The sequence below is a fragment of the Mesorhizobium sp. CC13 genome, assembly GCF_039907765.1.
In the GTDB taxonomy this organism is placed as follows: domain Bacteria; phylum Pseudomonadota; class Alphaproteobacteria; order Rhizobiales; family Rhizobiaceae; genus Aminobacter.
In genome coordinates this window covers 139,024-163,137 of sequence record NZ_JARDJI010000003.1, presented here as the reverse complement: position 1 = coordinate 163,137, position 24,114 = coordinate 139,024, and the positions used below count along the sequence as shown (strand labels likewise).

Genomic DNA, 24,114 nt, shown 5'->3' with positions numbered 1-24,114 from the left:
ACTCCGTGTCGGGCTTTAACCTCAATCAATCAAATAGCAAGGCGGCCTGTGGCCGCCACCGGGCGATCCGTTCGCGCGGCATTTCTGCCCGCGTCGCGCGTTTGATCAGGATCAATGCGGCGAAGGTCGACTTGTCGTTGATTGCGATGGTGAGGTTCACACGACGGGCGCGTGCACCAGGTTGATTCTGACGCGTTCGGTGTCGACAAGACGGGCGAATACTGCGGTGGGCGTGAGCGAATGCTTCGGCTTCTGGCTCTTTTGTTCTTGTACGCGGCGACGTTGCTATCAACGGAGCCGGCGTCGGCCAGCGGCAACCATCTGGACGAGATGTCCAATGGGCCTGCGGTCGTCCTAGCGCTGGCCATGGCGCCGGCAGGCGACGAGACCCGTTGTGCTTCCGAGCGGGCGTGCTGCATGGTCATGCATGCCCCCTGCCAGGCATCCTATTTCAACGATCGATGGGACGGACCGCAATTGCGGTCGAATTCGTCCCGCGTGACCTCCATGCGCAACGATTGCCTGCGCTCCCACATCCTCGGCCGCGATCCACCGGTACCTCGAAGCCGCTCCATCTAGGCCGTCGGACACAGGCCGCGCATCGCTGCATTGCATAGGTGCCGCCGCCGATGGACCGCGCGGTCGAACCGATCGTCTCGAACGCGAGCGGTCGGAACCAAGCATCCTCATCCTTGGCTGTGGAGCAGCCGCCGAAACGGGCCTGGGCCCGGGAGGTGTACTATGAGCTTGAATCAAGTATTGAGATCTCCGGATGTCCGATCGTTCCGCAGCGATTGGGATCACGTCGCGCACGGATGGAGCGAGCCGAACATTCGTGCACTCACAAGTGCTGGGCCGGGCGATCCCAAGAAGGCCGTCGCGGGCCAGACCAATCTGCTCCCGAGAACCGCCAACAGCGAAAGCAAGGCGGAGGCGTCCGCGCCCCTTTCCGTCGTACGCCCGGATCTGGAGACGCATCGCCTGATCCCCCAGTTTCGAACGGGCGACCGGAAGTTCGAAGCGGGCCGCGACCTGTTCGGCATCGGCTTTGACGGACACACCATCTACAATCTGCTGGACGGCTGGGTCGCGCTCTACACGCTGCTGGAGGATGGACGACGGCAGATCGTGCAGTTCGGTCTGCCGGGCACCGTCCTCGGCATCCTGCCCTGCGAAGGCGAGCAGTCGACCTTCGGCGTCCAGGCCCTGACCGACGTCGTCGTTTCAGTGATCCCGTATTCCACCCTGATTTCGTACAATCGCCACGACCCGGGAATAAGCCTTCGCCTGGCGCGGCTGTTTGCCCGCGATTGCAGCCTGGCCTTCAGTCATCTGACCAGCATCGGCCGGCGGTCGGCGCGCGAACGGGTGGCGCATCTTTTGCTGGAGCTCTTCATACGGTTTCGCGCGCAGTGGCCGGGAAACCGGATCGAGGAGATGTGCCTGCCTCTGACGCAGGAGCAGATCGGCGATGCTACGGGACTCACCTTTGTGCATGTCAACCGTGTGCTCAGCGCGCTCCGCAAGGAACGGATCGCTGAGTTTCACTATCGGCGGCTCCGCATCCTCAATCCGGACAAGCTGATGGACATCGCCGGCGTCGATCCGCAGATGGCAGCGGCCTGGATGGCGCGGAATTGGCCCAAAGGCGAGCCGGCATGAATCGGAATGACGTGACGCGCGTTGAGTGATCGGGCAAGGCGGCTCAAGGTGTGCGGATCCGCATGGCCGGAGGTGTGGCACTGCGACAGGGGGATGCCGTTGTCCGCACACCATGCGCGCAACCGGCTGCCTGGTTGGTCGAGATAACCGGGCCACAGCGAGTACAGCAATGTCGTCCGATCGGCCTGACGCAGGATGGGGTCTAACTCTTCGATCATGCTGTCCCTGAAGAGCAGCACAAAACGGGAGGGATCGGCTGCAATCTCTTCGGCAAAGACGCGTGCATGACGGAATGGCTGAAGCGTCTCGAAGCTCAGCGTTGCCAGAATCCGCCGGCGTTGGGCACGCGGCACATACACACGGAAACTCTCTTTGTTTGGCTTCGGCAGGCTGGGTAGGGCAACGGCCTTTGGGATGTGCGCCAAATAGGCAGAGCCGACAAACGGGTCGAGGACCAGCGCGCCACGTTTGGTGCAATCGCGAATGGCGTCGGCGACGAGCGCCACCGGCTTGACGGTGGGATGCAGTGACAGTTCGTCCATGCGACCGGCCCTGAACGTGTTGACGCCGGGATAGTCCCAGACATTGGTCCTGTAGCGGCCATGGCGGCCGAGCTGCACGTTGTTCACGTGTGGCGCCGTGCCATGTTTGTAGACGTGAACCAGTTCATGCTCGGAACGGTAGAGCGAGCCCATGCCGGCGTTGGTCTTGTTCCACACGCACAGGGCCTTGAACTCGCTGTAGACGCCCGATGCCGCCTCCAGCAGCTCGCGGGCGTGGCGCCAGTCCATGCAGTGATAATGAAGCGACCCGTCGGTGCTGAACTGACACAGATTGGTCATGATCTGGCCCAGGAACCCGGTGAACTCCGATGACGACATTTCGCCGGAGGCCATGGCAAACTCGGGATGCTTTACCTAGCCGAGCCCAGAGACATGCCCGTCTATGGCGACATTGTAGGGACTGTCGCAGAACACCGCATTGGCGCGCTCTTTGCCCAACAATGTGGAATAGACGGACGGATCCCGGGCATCCCCGCAGATGACGCGGTGGATGCCGAGCTGCCACAGATCGCCGGGTCTGGACACCACCGGCGCGCCCTCGTCGTCGGGAAGGTCGTCCGCAGCATCGGCCGTTCCGACTTGGGGCTGCTTGAGCAACAAGTCGATCTCGGCCGTCTCGAACCCGGTCAACTCGAATTTGAAATCGACATCGAGCGCGCACAGCGTTTCCAGCTGTTTGGCGAGCGCCGTCGGATCAAACTCGGACATGTCCGACAGTTTGTTGTCGGCGAGCGCCAGCGCGATCTTGTTGACCTCTGACAAACCCTCGATCCTGATGCATGGAACGGTTTCGAGGTGAAGCTCTTTGGCGGCCATCAGCCTTGCGTGGCCGGCGATGACGATAAGCCGTTCATCGACAAGGATCGGCACCGTGAACCCAAACTCAGCGATGACCGCCTTGAGCCGCGTGATTTGCCGCTGCGAGTGCTTGCGGGCGTTGTTCGGATCGGGGGTTAGCGATGAGGTCTGAAGGTATTCTACCTCCAGGCCTCGAATGGACTTCTCTGATATCATGGTCGGCAACCTCCTGAGATGGAGGAGCGAAGTGCGGGCACTATGGCCCAGCACCCGTTCTCCTCAGGGCGAGGAGGATTCCGCGCCCCTCTTATCCCAGCGTATTAACTGAGTAACAGAGCCAGCCTGTCGCAGCTCACCGATGGGGCGGACGATTTACATATTTTCAGGCTGCCAAAGGCCGTATGTGACGGACCTTCCGCACGGCTGTTCCCTGCAGACGCCAGGTGCCTTGAGAGCAAATTCCCTGTTTCGAATGATCAGGGAATTTGCAGTTCCTTGTCCGGGCTGTGGTGGCTAGAGCGCACTCGGAAGGGTCAAAATGGCAGCTCAGTACCAGAAATCCCTGCAGAATTCCCTGAGACCAGGAAATTATTCGCGAGACCGGTTCGCCGAAGACTGCCTCCACCACCAAATCTTCTTCCGCCCGCTTGATCGTCTCCGGATCGGCGTGGACATGTCCATGCCGATCCGGCCGCGGGTGTTCGCATCTGCTGTCATCTCCGCCATTCTGACGATGAAGCCGCGAGAAGGCGGCTTCTCGATCTTTTCGATGTCGACGGTATGCGCCGAATCGCAAGCGTTGCTGCGGACAGGCCACCGATTCGCCGACCAACGGGTCGCCGGCCTTGCTATCGGCTGACAGAATCGCTTTTGTGATTCAAAATTCACTGGAATGAAAATGAAATTCATGCTATGAATATAGCATACTCGGATTTGGGTCGACAGGACGACCGCTTCCGAACATTCGCAGGCACAACAATCCGTAGCTTCGCTGAGGCGGTCCGCGCTTCAGGCGGATAGCTTTTGACTGGCGAAGACCATGAGCACCGTATCGTCGTTTCTCCAGCTTATCGCGCTGAGCGCATGCCTTACCGCTTACGCCTGCTCGGCGGGCGCGTTTCCAATACCGGGTGTCCGCCGGGCCATGCAGACGATGGCGGGATCAGGCCAGGTCGTGGCGATGGAGAGCCTGGGGCAATCGTTTTCGGTGTGAACTTCCCGGCCGCGGTTCGACCGTTCTCCGATGGCGCCGCCCCCCCCCCAGCGCGTATCGTCAGGTACCTGCGAGGCGTTCCTCACATTCCCGAATGCACATGCGCGGACCGCCGCCAGCCAAGCCCGCACTGCGGTTCAAGGCACGGCTGCTCGCTCCGCGGCGCCCGCCGCGCGGGTGTGCCGCAGGCGTGCAGGTAATCAACGGCGAGCCAAGCTGGACGTGTGCTTTCGGACCTGCCCCGCTGTTCCTCGCGAGGCGGGCCGCCGGTTGGTGTCGCTTGCGATTCGAGGTGTGGCCAAAGCTGGAACCTTGTGCTATTTATTGCGAATGGTTTGCAATTGCAGAAAGGTGGAGGCGTGAGCGAAACGAAATTGTGGCTGCGGCAAAAGATCGATCGGCGGCTGCTCCTGGCGGGCGGGCTTGCTGCCGCCGGCGGCACGGCGATCGCGGCGGGCGCCGCCCGCGGCGAAACCGGACACGCCGGTCATGGAGTTGCAGTGGCCCCCGGCGGAGCAGAGCCGCCGGCCCACAACGCCGCTCATGGTGCGATGATCACGGTTGGCGAAGTCGACGACGCGCGCAACGGGTTTGACCCTGAGCTGCTGCTTTCGGAGTGGGAGACCGGCACCGTGTCCACGCTACCCGACGGGCGGACGCTGCGTACCTTCGAGCTGACGGCCGAGGACAAGGAGATCGAGATCGCGCCCGGCATCTTCTTCCCGGCCTGGACCTACAATGGCCGGGTACCCGGCCCCGCGCTGCGTGCGACGGAAGGCGAGCGGCTGAGGATCGTCTTCAAGAATGGCGGTTCGCACCCGCATTCCATCCATTTCCATGGCATTCACGCCGCCCGCATGGACGGCGTGCCCGGTGCCGGCCTGATCGGACCGGGCGAGGAGTTCGTCTACGAATTCGATGCCAAGCCGTTCGGCTGCCATCTCTATCACTGCCACGCGCTGCCGCTGAAGCGGCACATTCACAAGGGCATGTACGGCGCCTTCGTGATCGACCCGGACCCCGCCCGCCATCCCGACTACGAGGCGGCCGCGCGCTCGCGGCTGCTCGGCAGCCCGGAGAACGCGGGCTGGCAGGAATTCGTGATGGTGATGAACGCGTTCGACACGAATTTCGACAACGAGAACGAGGTTTACGCGGCCAACACGATCGCCCACGCCTACGCGAAAAAGCCGATCCGGGTGGTGAAGGACAAACCGATCCGCGTCTATCTCATCAACGTGGTGGAGTTCGATCCCATCAACTCGTTCCATCTCCATGGCAATTTCTTCGACTACTACAACCAGGGCACGACGCTGACGCCGACACTGCGGACGGTCGACCTGATCACCCAATGCCAGGCCGAGCGCGGCATCCTAGAGTTCAGCTTCAAGGAGCACGAACCCGGCCTTTACATGTTCCATGCCCACCAGTCGGAGTTCACCGAACTTGGCTGGGTCGGCATGTTCGATGTCGTGGAGGCCATTTCGTGACCAATCTTGCCAGTTCTTCCCCCGATGCGGGCGCCACGGCGCCGCGCCGCGCCTATCTGCTCTGGATCGCCGTGCCGCTGGCCATCCTTGCGCTTGCGGTCGCCTGGCTGATCGCGGCCGACCCCCTGTCGGCGTTCCGCAACGGTGCGCCGCCGGTCGAGGCGATCACCTTTGAGCGCACGATCCTCGACGGCAACGGCATCCGCGTGTTGGTGCGCGCCGGCGGTTCGGAGCCGATGAAAATAGCCCAGGTCCAGGTGGATGACGCCTATTGGCAGTTCACCCAGGAGCCTTCCGGCCCCCTGGCGCGCGGAGATACGGCCTGGATCAGCGTGCCTTTCCCCTGGGTTCTGGGGGAGGCGCACGCGGTCAATATCGTCACCAATACCGGCGCGACATTCGCGCATGAGATCCCCGTGGCGGTGCCGACACCGACTCGGGACACCATGAGCCTGACCTCGCAGGTCCTGTTGGGCGGCTTCGTGGGGATCTTGCCTGTCGCCATCGGACTGATGTTCTACCCGGCTCTGCGTGGTGTCGGACGCGACGGGATGACCTTCCTGCTTTCCCTGACCGTCGGCCTGCTGGCATTCCTGTTCGTGGACGCCTCTGCAGACGCGCTCGAACTTGCAGGCGAAGCGGCGGCGCTGTTCCAGGGGTCGACCATGGTCGTACTGGCTGCCACCGCCAGCTTCCTCCTGCTGCTGGCGGTCGGTCGCTGGAAGGGAGCGCCACGGGGACTGGCGCTTGCCACCTTCATCGCGCTCGGCATCGGGCTTCACAATCTCGGCGAGGGGCTCGCGATCGGCGCGGCGTTCGCCACGGGCGCCGCGGGCCTGGGCACCTTCCTGGTGCTCGGCTTCACATTGCACAACATCACCGAAGGCATCGGCATCGCCGCGCCCATTCTCAAGCAGCGCCCGCCGCTGTGGGCCTTCGCCGCGCTGACCCTGCTCGCCGGTGCGCCCGCGGTCGTCGGCCTGTGGATCGGCAGCCTCGCCTATGCGCCGCAGTGGTCCGCGCTGGCCTTGGCCATCGGCGCCGGCGCGATCCTGCAGGTCATCGTGGAGGTAGGAGCGATGCTTGCGAGAGATCGCGGCGAGGGATCTCGGGCGCTCCTGGCTCCCAGCGCCATGGCTGGCCTGCTCGCCGGTGCCGGCTTCATGTACGCCACCGCCATGCTGGTGAAGATCTAGAGGGGCGGCAGCCGGTCAGGCTGCCGTACTCGCCAGGGGTCTCAAACCAAAATCGGACCGGCACTTGCTGGCGACGGACGACCCGGCCACGATGGCCGGGTCGAAGGACGGGCACGATGGCCAGTTCCTCAGGCAACCCTCCTGCGACAGAAGTACGGCAAGCCGGCCGTCCTCAGTTGGGCTATGCTGACCTGACGAGCCCTGGAGAGCCTCATGACCGACACCTTCACCGCGATGATGATCGAGGACGTCGACGGCAAGCCGCGTGCCGGCTTCCGCGAGATCACCAGGGCGGACCTGCCCGACCATGATGTGCTGGTAGAGGTCGCCTATTCGAGCCTCAACTACAAGGATGGCCTCGCCATCTCCGGCAAGGGCCGTATAGCCCGCCGCCTGCCTATGGTCGCCGGCATCGATATTGCCGGCACCGTCGTCGAATCCCGTTCGCCTGCCTGGAGGCCTGGCGATCGCGTCGTTGCCAATGGCTGGGGCATGTCCGAGACCGAATGGGGCGCCTATGCCCGCTTCCAGCGGCTGAGGCCGGAATGGCTGATCCCTCTGCCCGAGGCTTTCACCATGGAGCAGGCGATGGCCATCGGCACCGCCGGTTATACCGCCGCTCTCTGTGTCGATGCGCTCGAGGCCTGGGGTGCCATCCAGCCGGGCAAGGGCGAGGTGCTGGTGACGGGTGCCGCCGGCGGCGTCGGTTCCACCGCCGTCAGCCTCTTGTCGTCCAAAGGCTACAATGTCGTCGCCTCGACCGGGCGGGCCGAAACGCATGACTATCTGCGCGGGCTTGGCGCAGCGTCCTTCGTCGATCGCGCCGAACTCGCCGGCGAGGTGAGGCCGCTGCAGAAGGAGCGCTGGAGCGGCGCCGTCGATTCGGTCGGATCGACCACGCTCGCCAACGTGCTGGCGCAGACGGTCTATGGCGGTGCGGTCGCCGCCTGCGGTCTGGCCGGCGGCGCCAACCTGCCGGGCACCGTGATGCCGCATATCCTGCGCAGCGTGGCGCTGATCGGCGTGGATTCCGTCTTCGCGCCCTTGGCCAGGCGCCAGAAGGCCTGGCAGACGCTGGCTGCCCATCTCGACCGGAACAAGCTGGCGGCCATGACCGAGGTGCACCCGATGAGCGAACTGCCCGCCCTTGCCGAACGCATCGTTGCCGGCCAGGTGCGCGGCCGGGTCGTCATCGAGGTCAGCGTTTGAAAGGGGTCAGCCGGCGTGGCGATGCCAGCGCAGCGACATGCAGGACAGGCCGGCGTCGATCTTGCCGATCTCGGTCGTCTTGAGCGGCACGACCTTGTAACCCAGCTTGTCGAGCATCTCGATCGTGCGCGGATAGTCCGAGCCCACCATCACCACGCCGTTGACGCGCAGCGCGTTGGCCGCCGGCTCCTCCCCGGCGGGGATCGTCACCTGGCGGAAGCCGGAGAACACGCCCGAGCGCCCCAGCCTTTCGGTGGTCAGCATCGTCTCGTCGTCGAGCAGCGAGCAGTCGGTCTTGAAGTGCAGCACGCCTTCGGGCGTCTGCACGATCTCGCCCTTGCGGCCGAGCCGCTCGAGGCTTGATATCAGCCCCTCGGCGCCAGCACGGTCGGTGCGCGCCGACAGGCCGATCATCACGCTTTTCGGCGTCGTCAACACGTCGCCGCCGTCGGCATAGCCGGGCGAAGGCAGGTCGAGCACGGTTTCGAACATCGCCTTCAGCGTCGGCGCGATTTCGGCTGTTTCCCTGACGCGCGTCTCCGCGCCCGGCCTGAGCAGGATCGCTCCTTCCGGGAAGACGAGCGCCGGGTCCTCGACGAAGATCGAATCCGGAAACGCCTCCAGCGCCGGCAGCACCGTTACCTCGACACCTGCTGCCCGCATCGCCGCGATATAGGCCGCATGCTCCGCTTTCACGCCCTCATAGGTCGGGTTGCCGCGGTCGTCGGCGCGCAGACCGTTGACGACGGAGCGCGACGGCTCGCGCACGATCGCCGCGTTGAACTCGTAGACGGTTGGCCTTGATGTCATGTCGCTGCGCTCGTGCTCTGGATATCCAGCCTCAACCTGCCCGAATTGGCCGGGCCTGTCGACGGGCACGGCATGGTCCAGACATGGCAGCGGCGCGCTGCGCTCTACTGCCCCCGCGCGCCGCGAAATTCGCTCGGCGACTGGCCCGATATGCGGCGGAAGTCGCGGCTGAAATGATAGGGATCGGCATAACCCGAGCTCGCTGCAACGGCCGAAATCTTCGCGTCGGAGTCCGTCAGCAGCCGCTTGGCGAAGTTCATGCGCTCGTGGCGCATCCAGTCCATCGGCGTCGTGCCGGTCTTCTGGCGGAACTGGCGATGCAACTGCGAGGCGCTGAGGCTGGAGATCTCGGCCATGTCCTCGATCTGCCAGTTGCGGGCGATGTCGGCCCGGAGCGTGCGCATCAGCCGCTGGATGCGCTCGCCACGGTCTTCCTCCTGCTCGCCGCGCTCGGCGACCAGCAGCGCCACCAGCTGACCGACCACGGCGCTCGACAGCGCATCGGTAGTCTGGCTTCGGTGCGCGAGCCTGTCGATCGCTTGCTCGAACAGCGGCTCGGCTGAACTCGATCCTGAAAAGACCGGCGACTGGCCGACGCGCAGGAAGGCAAACACTGCGTCGAGCCCGTGGCCGTCGATGCTCATCCAGAGATAGCGCCAGTGGCCGGCGTCGGGGTGGCAGCCATGGGCATACTGCATCGCAGTGTCGAGCCAGACGACGCTGCCGGCCTGGGCGGCGAAACGCTGGCCCGCGACCTCGATCAGTCCGCGCCCCGACATGGTCAGGATCAGCGTGTGGTGGTGGAAGCGACGCGTCACCAGCCCGTCTTCGGCTGTGAAGCGCGTGCGCCCGGCAACCAGGATCTTGTAGGGATAGGCCTCCGCATGCCGCCCCGGCGTGTGGAACAGGATCTCGTTACGATGCTTGTCGGTCATTTTTGCGCAGGTCGTGCGGACAGGTCGTTGCCGACGTTGTAGCGGCATGCCGATCATGATGCGAGTTTTATCCATCAAGGCGCGACTGAAGTGCATTCATATCGGCGATGATGGCGCTAGCCTGGGGCAGGCGGCCGCACTGCTGCGCCTGTCCATTTCAGTTGGAGCGACCAGATGGCGACCGCCACCCCAAAGGCAAGCGAACCCGGCACGGCATTCGAGCCGCTGTCGACCGCCTTCGCCCAGAACCCGTATCCGGCCTATGCTGCGCTGCGCGACATGGGTGAGCCGCAGTTCTTCCCCGATTTCGACATGTGGCTGGTTGCCCGCTTCGACGACGTCGCTGCAATCGCCCGCGACAACTCGATGGTGCGTTCGCCCGATTTCTTCATGTCGGCCGAGGAGGTGCACGAGCAGAGGCGGCTGCAGAACTGGCTCGACATGCCGCACCACGAGCGCTTCGTGCAGTTCTCCATGCTAGACAGCGACGGCGAGGTGCACGACCGGCTGCGCAAGCAGGTATTCCGCGAGTTCACGCCAGCTTTCATCGCCCGCCAGCGCGGCATGATCCAGAGCTTCGTCGACAAGCTCGTCGAAAGCCTGATCGACAAGGGCGAGATCGATTTCGTCGAGGACCTCGCCGCCCAGGTGCCGGGCCACATCATCGGACGCGTGCTCGGCGTGCCGGACGAGGATTGCCCGCAGCTGCGCGGCTGGTCGGAAAGGGTCGTGCAGTTCTTCGACATCAACCGCACCGACGAGCGCAAGGCGCTGGCCGAAAAGGCGACGACCGAGTTCTACCACTATCTGCAGAAGCTGATGGCGGAGCGCCGTGCCGCCCCGCAGGAAGACCTGATCACCCGCCTGATCGCGGCGCAGGATGCCGGTCACCTCAACGAGGACGAGTTGGTCTCCACCTGCATGCTGATCCTGATGGCCGGCCACGGCTCGACCATCGACGTGCTGGGTTCGGGCATGCATGCGCTGCTGCGTTTCCCCGACCAGATGGAGCGGCTGCGACAGGATCCCGGCCTGATCCACACGGCGATCCAGGAGATGTTCCGTTTCGAGTCGCCGCTGCCCTTCTTCCACCGCTATTCGACATCCGACTGCGTGGTTGGCGGCAAGGCGTTTCCGCGCGGTACCAAGTTCGGCCTGCTCTATGGTGCCGCCAACCGCGACCCCGCCGCCTTCGGAGAAGGCGCGGGCAGCTTCGATGTCGGCCGCAACCCAAACCGTCACCTCGCCTTCGGCGGCGGCGCCCATTTCTGCCTCGGCAACCATCTGGCGCGCCTCGACATGGAGGTGATCTTCACCACGCTGATCAAGCGGCTGAAGTCTGTCTCGCTGGCCGAAGCCGAACCCCAATACAAGCCCGGCCTGTCCGTGCGCGGCCCCAGGGCGCTGCGCCTGACGCTGACGCCGGCCTGATCCAGGAGAAACACATGTATCGCGTAACCTTCGTCGATGCCGACGGCCAGGCAACCGAACTTTCGGCCAATGAAGGCCAGAGCGTCATGTCGGTGGCCGTCGCCAACGGCATCGACCAGATCCTCGCCGAATGCGGCGGCTCCTGTGCCTGCGGCACCTGCCATTGTTATGTCGACGACAGCTGGACCGGGAAGCTGCCGGCGCCTGACGATTCCGAGCAGGGCATGATCGAGTGCCTGATGAACCCGACCGAGCGCAGCCGTCTGACCTGCCAGCTCAAGATGTCGGCCGCTCTCGACGGCCTCGTCGTGCATCTGCCGCGCGAGCAATATTGAGGTTGGCCGCCCCGGCCTAAAGGCGCTATCTCTAGGGCTTCCCGGTAACAGGAGGCTCTGATGACGCTGCAACTGACGGGCATTCACCATCTGACCGCCATCACCGCCGACGCGCCCGGCAACCTGCGCTTCTACACGCAGGTTCTGGGCATGCGGCTGGTCAAGAAGACGGTCAACCAGGACGACACCAGCGCCTATCACCTGTTTTATGCCGATGGCAAAGCAAGCCCGGGCTCGGACCTGACCTTCTTCGACTGGCCGGTGGGCCGCGAGCGCCGCGGCACCCACAGCATCTGCCGCACTGGCCTGCGCGTCGCCGGCGAGGCGTCGCTGTCGTGGTGGCGCGACCATCTTGCCGACAAGGGCATCGAGGCATCGGAGATCAGAGAGGTCGGCGGCTACCGGTCGGTCGATTTCGACGATCCCGAGGGCCAGCGCCTGCGCCTCGTCGACGATGGCGGCAAGGGCCCAGTCAACGAATGGTCCGCCAGCACCATCCCGGCGGAACACCAGATCAGGGGCCTCGGGCCGATCACCATCAGCGCGCCCGACCTCGCCAACACCCAGTTGGTGCTGACCAAGGTGATGAACCTGCGCCAGGTGCGCGATTTCGCCTCGCCCGACGGCGAGGGCCATGTCCATGCCTTCGAGATGGGCGAGGGCGGGCCGGCGGCCGAACTGCATGTCGCGGTGCAGCCGAAGCTCGACCCGGCCATGCAGGGCGCCGGCGGCGTTCACCACGTCGCCTTCCGGACCCCCGATGTCGAGCAGATCCACCAGTGGACGGCGCGGCTGCAGGAGTTCCGCCTGCCGTCGAGCGGCGAGGTCGAGCGCTATTACTTCCGCTCGCTCTATTTCCGCGAACCCGCCGGTGTCTTGTTCGAGATCGCCACCGACGGTCCCGGCTTTGCTGTCGACGAGCCGATGGAGACGCTCGGCGAACGCCTGTCGCTGCCGCCGTTCCTGGAGGGCAAGCGCGCCGCGATCGAGGCCAAGCTCAAACCGCTGGGCTAATTCCGTGGGGATTGCGCGCGGCTAGATCCCTTTCGCCGCGAGCCACTCCCTGACGATCCCGATGTCGGCGTCCTCGAAGGCGTGGCCGGAAGAAATGGTGCGGGCGTCGACTTCGGCGCCGGCATCGCGCAGCAGGCTGGCGAGTTCGGGGCCATAGCCGCTGAACACGTCGACATCGCCGGTGACCATCAGCACCTCGGCATCCGACAAGTCGGCCGCCGGCGGCCACTCCAGCACCATCGCCGCCCGCAGCAGGGCGGCGCGGCGGATGACATGCGGGTGCAGCAGCATGGTCGCGGCGAGCATGTTGGCGCCGTTGGAATGGCCGAGGAACACGAGTTCTTGCGGGTCGAGCCGGTAAGCCTCGACGGCGCCCTCGACGAAGGCGGCAAGCGCCTCGGCCTCCGACCTGACATCCGCCTGGTCGAACCTGTTGGCCGAGAAGCGGCGGAACCAGCGCGGCGTGCCCTCCTCGGTGGCGCGGCCGCGCAGGGCAAGCAGCGTGGCGTTGGGCGCGGCCTTGGCGGCGAAGGGCAACAGGCTCGTCTCGTTGCCGCCGGAACCATGCAGCAAGACGATCGTCGTGCCGTCGGGATTTTCGGGCGTGTAGAAGCGGTGGACGAAGGGCAGCTCGCGATAGATGACGCGCTCCTCGCCCGGCCAGGAGAATTGCGGCAGCATCGTCCTCAGCTCGTCGATCTTGTCGGCGCGTTCGGGTGGCACGAACAGGTGCGTGCCGAGTTCCGACGGAGCCTCGTCCACCGCCATGCCCGGCGCGTCGGTCGCCAGCTCGAACAGCGTGCCTCCCGGCTCGCGCACATAGAGCGAGTAGAAATATTTGCGGTCGTGAACGTTGGTGATCGAGGAATTGCCCTTGGCAAGCTCGGCATGCACGGCCTCGACCTGTTCAGTGTCGCGGGCGCGGAAGGCGATGTGGTCGATGGTGCCGGTGCCCGGGGCGCTCGACCAGAAGCCCTTGGCGTCCCTGACGTCGATGATGTCGCCGGAATCCGAGACCAGCCGGCGGATGAACTCGGTGCTTTTCTCCGGCCGGTAGCCGAAATGCCTGGTGACGAAGCTCTCGGTCAACTCCGGCACCTCGGTCATGATGGTTGCGCCGCGGATGCGGCGGATGGCGTGCTCCTGGGGAACGGTCGAGCCGTCCCAGTCCGCCGGCGCCGGGAAGCCGGTCACGCCGACCAGCTTGACGATCACCCCGTCGGGGTCCTTCAGCCGCAGCGTCGGCTCGCCCATCTCCTCGCTCGGCCCAGAAATATCGACGTGGTGCGACAGTGCCCGCGTCAGCCAGAAGCCGATGCTGGCGGGATCGATGGCGAGAGAGATCTCGCTCGGTTGGCCATGGCCGACACGGCCCGGCGCGCCGTCCTCCCAGACGAGGAAGGTGATCAGCGTGCCGGGATTGGCAGCTCCATCGCCATAGAACAGGTGAAGCTGAGTTGCGTCCTCATAACCGCCGGTCTGCTTGACCAGCCTGAGCCCGAGGAAGCCGACATAGAAATCGACATTGGCCTGCACCTTGCGGGTGATGAGCGTGATGTGATGGATGCCCGTGCCCATGACGCACCTCCGGCCGGTTTGCTTCCGGCCGACATTCCCTCAGCGATGCGGGAGGCGCAACCCGGCGAACGCAGCACAATGAGAAAAGGCCCCGACGAGCGGGGCCTTTCGATCTCGCGTCTCTGCCTCAGGCCGACAGCGCCTTGGCCTCGCGGCGGCGGGCATGCAGCACGTGCTCGGTATAGCCGTTCGGCTGGATGCGGCCCATGAACACCAGGTCCCCGGCTGCCTGGAAGGCCGGGCTGTCGAAGCCGGGCGACAGCGGCCTGTAGCCTTCGGTCTCGGCGTTCTGCCGGTCGACCACGACGGCCATGCGCTTCATCGTCTCGCGCACCTCGGCCTCGCCGACGACGCCGTGGTGCAGCCAGTTGGCGACGTGCTGGGAGGAGATGCGCAGCGTGGCGCGGTCCTCCATCAGCCGGACGTCGTCGAGGTCGGGCACGGTCGACACGCCGACGCCCTGGTCGACCCAGCGCACGACATATCCGAGCAGAGCCTGAAGGTTGTTCTCGAGCTCGGCCTTGATCTCGTCGGCCGTGTAGCCACGGGTCGCCAGCGGGATGGTCAAGAGGTCTGCGAGCGACGCCTGCTCCCTGCCGCGCAGCTCGTCCTGGACCGCCGACACGTCGACCAGATGGTAGTGCATGGCATGCAGCACGGCGGCCGTCGGCGTCGGCACCCAGGCCGTGCTGGCGCCGGCTCGGGGATGGGCGACCTTCTGCTCGACCATTTCAGCCATCTGGTCGGGTGCCGTCCACATGCCCTTGCCGATCTGGGCGCGGCCGGGAAGGTTGCGGGCGATGCCGACGTCGACGTTGTTGGCCTCATAGGCCGCGAGCCAGGCGGTGTCCGCCATCTCGCCCTTGCGCAGCATCGGGCCCGCTTCCATCGAGGTGTGGATCTCGTCGCCGGTGCGGTCGAGGAAGCCGGTGTTGATGAAGACGGTGCGGTCGCGCACCTTCGACAGGCAGGCGGCGAGGTTGGCCGAGGTGCGCCGCTCCTCGTCCATGACGCCGATCTTCATGGTGTATTTGGGCAGGCCGAGCAGTTCCTCGATGCGCTTGAACAGCGCGTCCGACAGGCCGACCTCGTCGGGGCCGTGCATCTTGGGCTTCACGACGTAGACCGAGCCGGTGCGGCTGTTGCGCACCGCATTCTCGCCGCGGATGTCCTGTGCGGCGCTGGCGACGGTGATGGCCGCGTCCAGGATCGCCTCGGGCACCGGGTTGCCGGCTTCGTCGAGCACGGCGTCGGTGAACATGTGGTGGCCGACATTGCGCACCAGCATGGTCGAGCGGCCATTGAGCGTGAGCGTGCCGCCGCCGGGGGCGGTGAAGACGCGGTCGCCGACCAGCCTGCGGCTGACGGTCTTGCCGCCCTTGGTGAACTCCGAGCTCAGGCTGCCGTCCATCAGGCGCTGCCAGTTGCGGTAGACGATGACCTTGTCCTCGGCGTCGACGGCGGCCACCGCGTCCTCGAGGTCCATGATGATCGAGATCGCCGCCTCGATGACGATGTCGGCGATGCCGGCGGCATCGAGCTGGCCGACCTGATGCTCACGGTCGACCACCAGTTCGACATGCAGCCCGTTGTTGACCAGCAGCACGCTCTTCGGCTCGTGGCGCGGGCCGGTGAAGCCGGCGAACTGGGCCGCCGACCTGAGCCCGGTCTTCACGCCGTCGGCCAGCGTCACCTGCAGCCTGCCGCGCTCGACGATGTAGCCGGTGGCATCGGCATGGCTGCCCGTGGCCAGCGGCATCGCCTGGTCGAGGAAGGCGCGGGCACGGGCGATGACGTTTTTGGCGCGGGCCGGGTTGAAGGCCGCGCCCTTCTCGGCGCCGTCGGTCTCGGCAACGGCGTCGGTGCCGTAGAGCGCGTCGTAGAGCGAGCCCCAGCGCGCGTTGGCCGCATTCAGCGCGTAGCGGGCGTTGGACAGCGGCACCACCAGTTGCGGACCGGCAACGGTGCCGATCTCGGCGTCGACGTTCTTGGTGGCGACCTGATAGGCGTCCGCCGCCGGTGCCGGCACCAGATAGCCGATGTCGCGCAGGAACTGCTCGTAGGCATTCGCGTCGTGCGGCTTGCCCTTCCGCTCGCGGTGCCAGGCGTCGATCTTTGCCTGCAGGTCGTCGCGAATGGCAAGCAGCTCGCGATGGCGCGGCGCCAGGTCGCGAACGATCTCCGCCAGGCCCAACCAGAAGGCCGCCGGATCGACGCGGGCGCTCGGCAGCACTTCATTGTCCACGAAGGCGCGCAGCGCCGGGTCGACCGACAGGCCGGCGACGCTTTCATAATTCCTGCTCATCTGGGGTTCCTTCCAAACTCGGTTCTGTCGATGCTGATGGCAAAGATTGTATCCATTGACAAGGATTTTATGATACAAGATAGTACCCATACGCTGCAACTGTCAGCCGCGGGACTGCAGCTCGCTCGCAGAGCGTGACGCCCCCCGAATTTGTCCGACGAGGTCGCTGCATGATCGGCATCATCAAGAGTTCCCTGCCGAACGGCCGCGCGCTCAACGCGACCGAGGCGCTCCGCCAGGCGGCGGAACTCGGCTTTCGGGGACTGCTGTTCAACTCGCTCTTCGACGTCAGCCCGACGCTCGATGCAGCCGAAATGACGGCCGTCCGGGCCGAGGCCGACAAGCTTGGGCTGGAAATCTCTTCGATGCTCGGCATCGTCAACCCGGCGCTCCCCGCCCGCAGCCAGTCGATCGTCGACGCCGGCGGCGGCGACATGCAGGCGGGCATCGAGCGTCTGGCGACGCTCGCCGCCGGCATCGGCATCCACGACATGTTCTTCATCATCGGCATGATTGAGGATCGCTTCGAGGCCGATGTGAGCTGGCAGACCCAGCTCGACGGCGTTGCCGAGCTGCTTTTGCGCTGTGCGCCTGCCCTGCTCCGGAATGGCTCGAAGCTGCTGCTCAAGACCCATGAGGAGATCGCGACGGCCGAGATCGTGGCACTTGTCGAGCGGGTCGGCCCCGACGTGATCGGCATAGCCTTCGATCCGGTCAACGTGCTTTGCCGCCTCGAGGATCCGGTCGCCGCCGCACGGCGTGTCGCGCCATATGTCGGCCAGGTCTATGTCGACGATGCGATCGTGCGGTTCCAGGAGGGTGGTGTCCGCCGCTTCCTCGCGCCGCTCGGCGAAGGTTTCGTCGACTGGGATACGATCAGGTCGATCCTGCCTGATCGCACGGTGTGGTTCGAGATGCACGCCGGCCAGTTCGCTATGCCGGTCTTCGATCGGGATTGGCTGAAGCAGCAGCCGCCCGTCGCTCTCGAGGAGTTTGCGGCGGTTTTGGCCATGGCCGCGAAATTCGGGACGCACGACGTGCCGTGGGACCAGGCTGCACCTGTCGCGCGGCTGCCGCGGGCCGTCGCCAACTGGCCCAGATAGGATCATTTTCCGCCGAATGCTCGACGACGATTTCAGGCAACGATTTCAGCCCAGTTTGGGCATGCACACCTTTCAAGCACCCATCTTGCGCGGTAGGCGACCGCGCCTGTCACCCGCAGGAGAGCCGAGTGTCCGTCAGTCCCTCTAGCAACAGCCCATCGCAGCCGCTGCCGTCGCGGATGCAAAGGCAGGCATTCCTCGAGACGTTCAGCAATTGCTTCCGCAATGGAACGACGCTGGCCGGGCGCGCCTTCGACAAGGGGCTCGATTGCGATGCGGACACGTCTCGCGGTCTGTTCGAAATCCTGCGGGCGGAGTTCCGTGCAGCAAGCGAGACCGAGAAATTCGAGGTGCTCAAGGGCTACACGCCGCTCGACCCGCGCATCGAGGCAGCGAAGGTCGTCGCCGATGAAAGCCAGGCGGCGAGCCTCGACGCCATGACGGAATATCAGAAAGGCAGGCTGCTGGAACTGCTCGGCGCCTATGTCGAAAAATTCGGCTTCGACGCTATCTTCGTGGTGCGAAGCTACACGACCGCGCAGCTCCTGGCCGCCCTGGAGGCGCGCATCCATAACGATCGCCAGACCGAACTCGCCGTCACCTATGGCGAGGTCGAACTGCTGGCCGAGATTCAGGTCGTGGCCCGCTTCGCGGCCTGAATTGCTGATGTTCCTTCGAGGCTCGCCCTCGGAATGAGCGCTTCAGCTCAGGCGTAGCGCGCCAGGATTTCGCTGAGATTGCGCTTGGTGCGCTTGGTCTGGCCGATATTGGCCTGTTCGAATACCTGCCGCAGGTGATCGATGATCGCAGCGGCGCTCGCCTGCGGGTCGCGCGCGCGCAACGCCTGCAGGATAGCGACATGCTCGTCGACGCTGCAGTCGGTCTCCTGGTGCGTGCTGTGCTGCGCGAGGATGAGCGACGTACGCGAGATCAGCGACTTGAGGAAGCCGGCCAGCACCTCGTTGCCGGCCATGTGCGCGGCGAGCAGGTGGAACTCGCCCGACGCAACGATAGCGGCGGTGTGGTCGCCGGAATGGCTTATGCTATGCTCCCTTTCGAGGTGCTCTTCCAGCATGGCGATCTGCTTGTCGGTGATGATGGCGGCGAGCTTGGAGAAGATCTCGCGTTCGATGGCGTTGCGCGCCTCGAATACCTGCCGCGCCTCGTCCGGCGTCGTGCTGGCGACGAACGCGCCGCGGTTCTGCCGGAACTCGACGAGCGATTCGGAGTGCAACCGGTTGAGCGCGGCGCGCACGATGGTGCGGCTCACCGAAAACAGCGACCCGATCGATTCTTCGCTGAGCTTCGTCCCCGGCATCAACTCGCGCGCCAAGATTGCCCTGAACAGCGCCTGGTAGATCGAGTCGATCTTAGAGCCGGCTTTATCGTCGAAATCAGTATTCGCAGCTTTTGCCATTCCAACACCAGACAATGTTACACGGGCAGCACGCAAGAATGCCACGTCTCAGATGCATCGGCTGGGGGCTGAAGACAAGAAGAATGCTGGCTCTTGCCATAATCCCGGTAATGTTTTAGCCGGACTGAAAACGCCGTCTGCTGCTCTCCCTTGCAGCAGCCCGGTTCGTCGGCCGTCAGAACCTGCAATCCGCCAGGACGGTTGCGGCGTGCGGCCACCAAGCTGCGCTGGCGGCACTTTAGCATAAGTTGACGGATACAATAGAGAAAACTATCGCGCTCAATCTACAGGCATTTTGAATACGATTCTAAAATGATGCGGTCCGGCGCCATGTGTGTTCGCATCGCTGCCGGTCACCGGCCCCCGGCCAGGCGTCGAACCGGGTTGGGCGAACCGCCCAACAGCTCTGCGAGGTGCGGCGACAGGCCGGAGGTCTCGCCGACGGCCGGAACCCCGACAGTTGTCGGGCGCGGCAGGCTGGCCAGTCGCAGCGCCTTGCCGATGGCGATGCGATGCGGGTCGAGAACCGGCACCGGCGACAGCTCGGTCACCTCCGGCAGCGAAGGAATCAGGCCTGCGCCGCCCAGAACGATGCGTTCGGCGCCAAGCGCCTCTGCTTCGCCCGCCAGAAACGCGGCAACGGCTGTTGGCTCGTCCGCCACGTCCTCGATTGAACGGATGCCGGCGATTCTGCCGCCGATGCCGAGCTTCAGCACCAGTTCGCAAAGCATCTCGCACCAGACTGTGCCGTTGGTGGCGACGAGGGATGTTCCCGGCAGATCGGCAGCAGCGAGCAGTCCCGCTTCGGCAAACCCGACGACCGGAAGCCTCGTCATCTCGGCCAGCGCTTCCCGACCCGGATCGCCGAAGCAGGCGAGCAGGATCGCGTCGGGCGCAGCACCCTCGGCGATCGCCCTCGCAGCGGCGTCCAGCACCGCATGCGCGGCAATCGACACCGCCACGCGCGTGGAGATGTAGCCGAAGCCGAAGTTGGCGGTCACGGTCCGGACATCGGCCACGCCTGCTGTCTCGGCGCGCACGAGCGTGTCGATCGTGTTGCTGACGCTGATCGACGTGTTCGGATTGATGACGAGTAGGCGACGCATCGATTCCCTCGAAGAGCAATGAAACGGCAGCTGCACCAGCGGCTTGGGGACGGCCTCCTGGGCTAACCCCTGGTGTAGTTAGGTCTTTATCATTGTATCATATCCTCTGTAAAGTTTGTATCCAAATTTGTCGTTCGTTCGTTTCATGTATGCGACGGTAGGCAGATGTATGATTTCCGGATTGGGGTATCCAGAAGCGCATGATTTGATCGCATGCAAGCGGCCAGAGGGAGGGCTCGATCAGTCGTTCACCTAGTGCTGGAATAAGTATAGTCATATTAACACATTGAGTTTGAACAGAAATTCGGCAAACGTCCGGCGCGGGAACCATTTTGCATCCGCACGACAATATTTATGTATCCACTGAAGCATAAATCGGATACAAAAGTGTCAGGGAGAGCCTTTGCCAAAAAGGCAGTGTCAGTTCAGCCAACGGGAGAGACAAACATGCATTCGTTCCTGTCCGCCTTTTCCACGCTGTCGCATGGGCGGCGGCAATTCCTCGCGACTGTTGGAGGCGCAGCGATCGCCGTGGCTATCGGTTTCGGCGGATCAGCCGCAATGGCGGCCGATCGCGAGCACACGATCATCGTGGGCCTCGGCGGCCAGATCAACACGCTCGACCCGCTGCGCGCCGATTACAACCAGACCAACACCATCATCAGCGCCGTCTACGATACGCTGGTGACGTATGACGAGACCAAGCTCGTCGGATCCCTGGCGACGGAATACGCCTATGGCGCTGACGCCAAGTCGATCACCTTCACCCTGCGCCCCGACGTGAAGTTCCACGACGGCTCGACGCTGACCGCCAAGGACGTCGCCTACACGCTCGACCGCCTGAAGCGCCTTGGCACCGGCGTCGCCTCGCTGATCGGTGGCTACGAATCGACCACGGTCACCGACGACACGCACCTGACCATCAATCTCTCAAAGCCCAACACGCTGTTCCTGCCGTCGCTGAGCAAGGTCTACATCATCAATTCGGCGCTGGTCGAAGCCAACAAGGGCGCCGATGACGGCCAGGGCTGGCTGCAGGCGCATGACGCAGGCTCGGGTCCCTATGTGATGGGCGACCAGTCGCAGGCCGTGGTGATCGACCTGTACCCGGGTTACTGGGCCGCCGAGGCTGGCCGTCCCGAATCCATCGTCTTCCGCCGCATCGACGAAAGCTCGACGCGCCGCGACGAGCTTCGCGCCGGCAACATCGACGTCGCCTTCGGCTTCGCTGATCGCGATGCGGCTGCCATGGCCACCGACCCGGCGCTGAAGGTCGTGCCGATCAACACCAGCTATCAGACCGAGGTGCTGTTCAATACCAAGGTCGGCCCGACCGCCGATCCCAAGGTGCGCAAGGCTCTGCGCATGGTCTACGACTATGCCGGTGGCCTGCGCGGCATCCGCGGCGGCAACGGCAAGATCGCCAACGGCCCGCTGCCGGCGCGTCTCGACTGCCGTCCGGACCTGCCCGAGGTGAAGCGCGACCTCGACGCCGCCAAGGCGTTGCTCGCCGAGGCAGGTGCTGCCAACCTGAAGCTCAAGATGAATTTCCAGCCGGTGTTCGAGTTGCAGAAGCAGGAAGCGACGCTGTTCCAGTCCAACCTGCGTGAGATCGGCGTCGAACTCGAGCTTGAGCCCATCGCCTTCCCGAACTATCTCGCGAGCCTGAAGGACCCGAACTCGATCCCGCAGATGATGCTGCTGGAAGACTTCGCCCAGTTCCCTGATGCCGGCATCATGCTGGTCAAGGGCTACAAGTCCGACGCCATCGGCACCAACCGCACCGGCTACGCCAATCCGGAAGTCGACAAGCTGCTCGACGAAGCGCTCGCCACCGCCGACGACGCCAAGCGTTGCGACCTCTACAAGCAGGTCCAGACCATTCTCGACAATGACTCCGTGATGGTCGACATGTATGGTGTCTACAAGCCGGCGGCCTATCGTGTCGGCACGCTCGCCGACCTCAAGGCCAGCATGCTGGCAACACCCGCCGAGCCGGCGGACTTCCGTCTCGCCAAGCCGTAAGCGAGGCCGACAATGCTCGCGTTCCGCGCCTACTCGTGGTTCCTGGGCCGACGCCTGGGCCTGACCCTGCTGACCCTTTGGGGACTGGCGTCGCTGGTCTTCCTGATGATCAAGCTCATGCCCGGCGACGAAGCCCAGATGGCCGCTGGCGCGGACGCCTCCGCCGCCCAGATCGAGGCGGTGCGTGAACGGCTGGGGCTCGATGCCCCGGTCATCATGCAATATCTCAGCTTCCTGGGTCGCCTCCTGCGCGGCGACCTGGGCACCTCCATCGTCACGCTCCAGCCGGTTCTGGCGGACCTTGAAAAGGTTCTGCCGAGCACGCTGGAACTCGTCTTCATCGCCATGCTGCTCAATCTCGCAGTTGCGATCCCGACCGGCATCGTCGCGGCCTATCGCCAGGGTGGCATCTTCGACACGACGAGCCGTATCACCGCCGTCATGCTCGGCGGCATGCCCGCCTTCTGGCTGGCGCTGGTGCTGCAATATGTGCTGGGCAGCGTCTGGCGTGTGGTGCCGATCTCGGGCCAGCAGGGCTATGGCATGAACTCGCCCGTGATATCGGGCGCACCGACGCTTGACGCGTTGATCGCCGGCAATCTCGCCGGTTTCTTCGACGCGCTCCACCACATCATCCTGCCGGCGGCGGTGCTGGCGGCGCTGTTCGCCACCCAGATTTTCCGCACGCTGCGGGCGGCGTTGCTCGGCGTGCTGCGCTCCGATTTCATCATGGCCGTGCGCGCCAAGGGGGCGACGGCCCGCCACATGCTGGTGCGCCACGCGCTGCCCAACAGCCTGAATCCGGTGCTGACGCTGTCGGGCACCCAAGCCGGCGCCATGATCGGTTCGGCTGTGCTGGTCGAAACCGTCTTCGCCCGCCAGGGCATCGGTGCCTACATGTTCAATGCGGTGGCGCAGAAGGACGCGTTCGCGGTGCTGGGCTCGGTGATGTTCATCGGCACCGTCGTCTGTCTCGTCAATCTGATCGTCGACATCCTCCAGCTTCTGGTCGACCCGCGCATCCGCGCCGCTCAACTGGGGAGCCAAAGCCAATGACCGCCCCCGCCATCGTCCAGCCGGCAACCGCGCGTCGCAAGGAAGGCTTCACGCCGTTCGAGGCCTTCGTGTTCGCGCTGGTCGTCGCACTGCTGGCCATCGCCATCGTCGGCCCGTTCTTCGCGCCCGACAGCGTCTACAACTCCGACATCGCCAACTCGCTGATGCCGCCGAGTGCCGCCAACTGGTTCGGCACAGACGACCAGGGCCGTGATGTGTTCTGGCGTCTCATCGTCGGCGCCCAGACGACGCTGCTGTCGGCATTCTTGGTGGTGACGCTCTATTCGCTGATCGGCGTCACCATCGCCACCGTTGCCGCAGCCGGCCCGCGCTGGCTCGACGAGGGACTGATGCGCATCACCGACATAGGCCTGGCGCTGCCCGGCATGATCGTGGCGCTCGGCTTTGCCGCCGCCATGGGCGCCAGCCTGCGCTCGGCGGTCATCGCCATGGCCATCACCGGCTGGCCGATCACCGCCCGCATGCTGCGCGGCATCATGCGCCAGACAATGGAACAGCCCTTCGTCGCCGGCGCCCAGGTGCTCGGCGTGTCGAAATGGCGGCTGATGACCAAGCACGTGCTGCCCAATTCGCTCGACGTGCTTATCGTCAAATGGGCCGGCGACATCGGCACAACGGTTCTGGTTCTGGCGAGCCTCTCCTTCATCGGCGTCGGCGCCCAGCCGCCGAGCGCCGAGTGGGGCGCCACCATCGCTGCCGCACGCGGCTATGTCTCGACCGCATGGTGGACCGTCGTCGCCCCCGGTGCCGCCGTCGCCATCACCTCGATCGCCTTCGGCCTGCTCGGCGACATCATCCAGGTCCGCCGCGACCCGTCGCTCAGGGGCAACTGAGATGAGGACCGCGC

23 protein-coding genes are annotated in these 24,114 nt (G+C 64.8%); 14 read left to right on the top strand and 9 right to left on the bottom strand.

What is annotated here, in order from left to right; all coding sequences use genetic code 11:
• Positions 1–25: 25 nt before the first annotated feature.
• Positions 26–160 carry a hypothetical protein gene (locus PV773_RS06630; RefSeq protein WP_347965578.1) on the bottom strand — a complete coding sequence of 45 codons (135 nt, stop codon included), beginning with the start codon at positions 158–160 and terminating at the stop codon, positions 26–28.
• 581 nt (positions 161–741) lie between these two features.
• Between PV773_RS06630 and PV773_RS06625 the strand changes: the two genes are divergently transcribed.
• Entirely contained in the window at positions 742–1,662 is a 921-nt protein-coding gene (locus PV773_RS06625) for a Crp/Fnr family transcriptional regulator (RefSeq protein WP_347965577.1), read from the top strand.
• On the opposite strand, the gene PV773_RS06620 is transcribed toward PV773_RS06625, so the two are convergent.
• Together PV773_RS06620 and PV773_RS06615 are read right to left on the bottom strand one after the other, a co-directional pair.
• Positions 1,548–2,558, bottom strand: a complete 1,011-nt coding sequence (locus tag PV773_RS06620; protein WP_347965576.1) for a DNA methyltransferase — start codon at positions 2,556–2,558, stop codon at positions 1,548–1,550. The genes PV773_RS06625 and PV773_RS06620 overlap by 115 nt on opposite strands.
• Positions 2,559–2,579: 21 nt before the next feature.
• Positions 2,580–3,239 carry a ParB/Srx family N-terminal domain-containing protein gene (locus PV773_RS06615; RefSeq protein ID WP_347965575.1) on the bottom strand — a complete coding sequence of 220 codons (660 nt, stop codon included), beginning with the start codon at positions 3,237–3,239 and terminating at the stop codon, positions 2,580–2,582.
• A gap of 322 nt (positions 3,240–3,561) precedes the next feature.
• On the opposite strand from PV773_RS06615, the gene PV773_RS06610 reads away from it, so the two are divergent.
• The 5 genes from PV773_RS06610 (at position 3,562) to PV773_RS06590 (ending at position 8,131) form a co-directional block, all read left to right on the top strand.
• Positions 3,562–3,882: a hypothetical protein gene (locus PV773_RS06610; protein WP_347965574.1), complete on the top strand. Its 321-nt coding sequence runs from the start codon at positions 3,562–3,564 to the stop codon at positions 3,880–3,882.
• A gap of 180 nt (positions 3,883–4,062) precedes the next feature.
• On the top strand, positions 4,063–4,236 hold the full coding sequence (locus PV773_RS06605) for a hypothetical protein (RefSeq protein ID WP_347965573.1): 174 nt from the start codon (positions 4,063–4,065) through the stop codon (positions 4,234–4,236).
• Positions 4,237–4,595: 359 nt separating this feature from the next.
• The gene (locus PV773_RS06600; RefSeq protein ID WP_347965572.1) at positions 4,596–5,726 is read left to right on the top strand and encodes a multicopper oxidase domain-containing protein; all 1,131 of its coding nucleotides are present in this window, start codon (positions 4,596–4,598) and stop codon (positions 5,724–5,726) included.
• Positions 5,723–6,922 (top strand): metal transporter, encoded by a 1,200-nt coding sequence (locus PV773_RS06595; RefSeq protein ID WP_347965571.1) that lies wholly within the window; start codon positions 5,723–5,725, stop codon positions 6,920–6,922. Before PV773_RS06600 ends, PV773_RS06595 begins: the two co-directional genes overlap by 4 nt.
• Before the next feature lie 213 nt (positions 6,923–7,135).
• Positions 7,136–8,131 (top strand): MDR family oxidoreductase, encoded by a 996-nt coding sequence (locus PV773_RS06590; protein ID WP_347965570.1) that lies wholly within the window; start codon positions 7,136–7,138, stop codon positions 8,129–8,131.
• A gap of 6 nt (positions 8,132–8,137) precedes the next feature.
• Here PV773_RS06590 and PV773_RS06585 read toward each other — a convergent pair whose 3' ends face one another.
• Both PV773_RS06585 and PV773_RS06580 read right to left on the bottom strand, forming a co-directional pair.
• Positions 8,138–8,941 carry an arginine deiminase family protein gene (locus PV773_RS06585; protein ID WP_347965569.1) on the bottom strand — a complete coding sequence of 268 codons (804 nt, stop codon included), beginning with the start codon at positions 8,939–8,941 and terminating at the stop codon, positions 8,138–8,140.
• Positions 8,942–9,045: 104 nt separating this feature from the next.
• Positions 9,046–9,876 carry an AraC family transcriptional regulator gene (locus PV773_RS06580; protein WP_347965568.1) on the bottom strand — a complete coding sequence of 277 codons (831 nt, stop codon included), beginning with the start codon at positions 9,874–9,876 and terminating at the stop codon, positions 9,046–9,048.
• A gap of 174 nt (positions 9,877–10,050) precedes the next feature.
• Between PV773_RS06580 and PV773_RS06575 the strand changes: the two genes are divergently transcribed.
• Genes PV773_RS06575 through PV773_RS06565 form a run of 3 tightly spaced genes read left to right on the top strand, consistent with a single transcriptional unit; the run spans position 10,051 to position 12,656 of the window.
• Positions 10,051–11,307: a cytochrome P450 gene (locus PV773_RS06575; protein WP_347965567.1), complete on the top strand. Its 1,257-nt coding sequence runs from the start codon at positions 10,051–10,053 to the stop codon at positions 11,305–11,307.
• 14 nt (positions 11,308–11,321) lie between these two features.
• Positions 11,322–11,642, top strand: coding sequence for a 2Fe-2S iron-sulfur cluster-binding protein (locus tag PV773_RS06570; RefSeq protein ID WP_347965566.1), 321 nt, complete (start codon positions 11,322–11,324; stop codon positions 11,640–11,642).
• 60 nt (positions 11,643–11,702) lie between these two features.
• The gene (locus tag PV773_RS06565; RefSeq protein ID WP_347965565.1) at positions 11,703–12,656 is read left to right on the top strand and encodes a ring-cleaving dioxygenase; all 954 of its coding nucleotides are present in this window, start codon (positions 11,703–11,705) and stop codon (positions 12,654–12,656) included.
• Positions 12,657–12,677: 21 nt separating this feature from the next.
• Here PV773_RS06565 and PV773_RS06560 read toward each other — a convergent pair whose 3' ends face one another.
• Entirely contained in the window at positions 12,678–14,234 is a 1,557-nt protein-coding gene (locus PV773_RS06560) for a VOC family protein (protein ID WP_347965564.1), read from the bottom strand.
• A gap of 127 nt (positions 14,235–14,361) precedes the next feature.
• Positions 14,362–16,539 (bottom strand): malate synthase G, encoded by a 2,178-nt coding sequence (locus PV773_RS06555; protein ID WP_347965563.1) that lies wholly within the window; start codon positions 16,537–16,539, stop codon positions 14,362–14,364.
• Between the two features lie 170 nt (positions 16,540–16,709).
• Here PV773_RS06555 and PV773_RS06550 point away from each other — a divergent pair, with 170 nt between their 5' ends.
• The gene (locus PV773_RS06550; protein ID WP_347965562.1) at positions 16,710–17,642 is read left to right on the top strand and encodes a sugar phosphate isomerase/epimerase family protein; all 933 of its coding nucleotides are present in this window, start codon (positions 16,710–16,712) and stop codon (positions 17,640–17,642) included.
• A gap of 128 nt (positions 17,643–17,770) precedes the next feature.
• Positions 17,771–18,301 carry a 2-oxo-4-hydroxy-4-carboxy-5-ureidoimidazoline decarboxylase gene (locus PV773_RS06545; protein WP_347965561.1) on the top strand — a complete coding sequence of 177 codons (531 nt, stop codon included), beginning with the start codon at positions 17,771–17,773 and terminating at the stop codon, positions 18,299–18,301.
• Positions 18,302–18,348: 47 nt separating this feature from the next.
• Here the strand turns inward: PV773_RS06545 and PV773_RS06540 are convergent, their stop codons facing one another.
• Positions 18,349–19,059, bottom strand: a complete 711-nt coding sequence (locus tag PV773_RS06540) for a GntR family transcriptional regulator (RefSeq protein WP_340038452.1) — start codon at positions 19,057–19,059, stop codon at positions 18,349–18,351.
• Positions 19,060–19,412: 353 nt separating this feature from the next.
• Positions 19,413–20,165, bottom strand: coding sequence for an aspartate/glutamate racemase family protein (locus PV773_RS06535; RefSeq protein WP_347965560.1), 753 nt, complete (start codon positions 20,163–20,165; stop codon positions 19,413–19,415).
• Positions 20,166–20,726: 561 nt separating this feature from the next.
• Here PV773_RS06535 and PV773_RS06530 point away from each other — a divergent pair.
• Genes PV773_RS06530 through PV773_RS06520 form a run of 3 tightly spaced genes read left to right on the top strand, consistent with a single transcriptional unit; the run spans position 20,727 to position 24,100 of the window.
• Positions 20,727–22,190: an ABC transporter substrate-binding protein gene (locus PV773_RS06530; protein ID WP_347965559.1), complete on the top strand. Its 1,464-nt coding sequence runs from the start codon at positions 20,727–20,729 to the stop codon at positions 22,188–22,190.
• 12 nt (positions 22,191–22,202) lie between these two features.
• A complete protein-coding gene (locus tag PV773_RS06525; protein WP_347965558.1) occupies positions 22,203–23,246 on the top strand; it encodes an ABC transporter permease in 1,044 nt (347 codons plus the stop codon).
• On the top strand, positions 23,243–24,100 hold the full coding sequence (locus tag PV773_RS06520; protein ID WP_347965557.1) for an ABC transporter permease: 858 nt from the start codon (positions 23,243–23,245) through the stop codon (positions 24,098–24,100). Before PV773_RS06525 ends, PV773_RS06520 begins: the two co-directional genes overlap by 4 nt.
• The last annotated feature ends 14 nt before the right edge of the window (positions 24,101–24,114 follow it).

What these genes read in the sequence shown, in the direction of transcription:
- PV773_RS06625 (WP_347965577.1), top strand. Translation starts at nt 742, where the DNA reads ATGAGCTTGAATCAAGTATTGAGATCTCCGGATGTCCGATCGTTCCGC.
- PV773_RS06620 (WP_347965576.1), bottom strand. Translation starts at nt 2,558, where the DNA reads ATGGCCTCCGGCGAAATGTCGTCATCGGAGTTCACCGGGTTCCTGGGC.
- PV773_RS06615 (WP_347965575.1), bottom strand. Translation starts at nt 3,239, where the DNA reads ATGATATCAGAGAAGTCCATTCGAGGCCTGGAGGTAGAATACCTTCAG.
- PV773_RS06610 (WP_347965574.1), top strand. Translation starts at nt 3,562, where the DNA reads ATGGCAGCTCAGTACCAGAAATCCCTGCAGAATTCCCTGAGACCAGGA.
- PV773_RS06605 (WP_347965573.1), top strand. Translation starts at nt 4,063, where the DNA reads ATGAGCACCGTATCGTCGTTTCTCCAGCTTATCGCGCTGAGCGCATGC.
- PV773_RS06590 (WP_347965570.1), top strand. Translation starts at nt 7,136, where the DNA reads ATGACCGACACCTTCACCGCGATGATGATCGAGGACGTCGACGGCAAG.
- PV773_RS06585 (WP_347965569.1), bottom strand. Translation starts at nt 8,941, where the DNA reads ATGACATCAAGGCCAACCGTCTACGAGTTCAACGCGGCGATCGTGCGC.
- PV773_RS06580 (WP_347965568.1), bottom strand. Translation starts at nt 9,876, where the DNA reads ATGACCGACAAGCATCGTAACGAGATCCTGTTCCACACGCCGGGGCGG.
- PV773_RS06575 (WP_347965567.1), top strand. Translation starts at nt 10,051, where the DNA reads ATGGCGACCGCCACCCCAAAGGCAAGCGAACCCGGCACGGCATTCGAG.
- PV773_RS06570 (WP_347965566.1), top strand. Translation starts at nt 11,322, where the DNA reads ATGTATCGCGTAACCTTCGTCGATGCCGACGGCCAGGCAACCGAACTT.
- PV773_RS06565 (WP_347965565.1), top strand. Translation starts at nt 11,703, where the DNA reads ATGACGCTGCAACTGACGGGCATTCACCATCTGACCGCCATCACCGCC.
- PV773_RS06560 (WP_347965564.1), bottom strand. Translation starts at nt 14,234, where the DNA reads ATGGGCACGGGCATCCATCACATCACGCTCATCACCCGCAAGGTGCAG.
- PV773_RS06555 (WP_347965563.1), bottom strand. Translation starts at nt 16,539, where the DNA reads ATGAGCAGGAATTATGAAAGCGTCGCCGGCCTGTCGGTCGACCCGGCG.
- PV773_RS06550 (WP_347965562.1), top strand. Translation starts at nt 16,710, where the DNA reads ATGATCGGCATCATCAAGAGTTCCCTGCCGAACGGCCGCGCGCTCAAC.
- PV773_RS06540 (WP_340038452.1), bottom strand. Translation starts at nt 19,059, where the DNA reads ATGGCAAAAGCTGCGAATACTGATTTCGACGATAAAGCCGGCTCTAAG.
- PV773_RS06535 (WP_347965560.1), bottom strand. Translation starts at nt 20,165, where the DNA reads ATGCGTCGCCTACTCGTCATCAATCCGAACACGTCGATCAGCGTCAGC.
- PV773_RS06530 (WP_347965559.1), top strand. Translation starts at nt 20,727, where the DNA reads ATGGCGGCCGATCGCGAGCACACGATCATCGTGGGCCTCGGCGGCCAG.
- PV773_RS06525 (WP_347965558.1), top strand. Translation starts at nt 22,203, where the DNA reads ATGCTCGCGTTCCGCGCCTACTCGTGGTTCCTGGGCCGACGCCTGGGC.
- PV773_RS06520 (WP_347965557.1), top strand. Translation starts at nt 23,243, where the DNA reads ATGACCGCCCCCGCCATCGTCCAGCCGGCAACCGCGCGTCGCAAGGAA.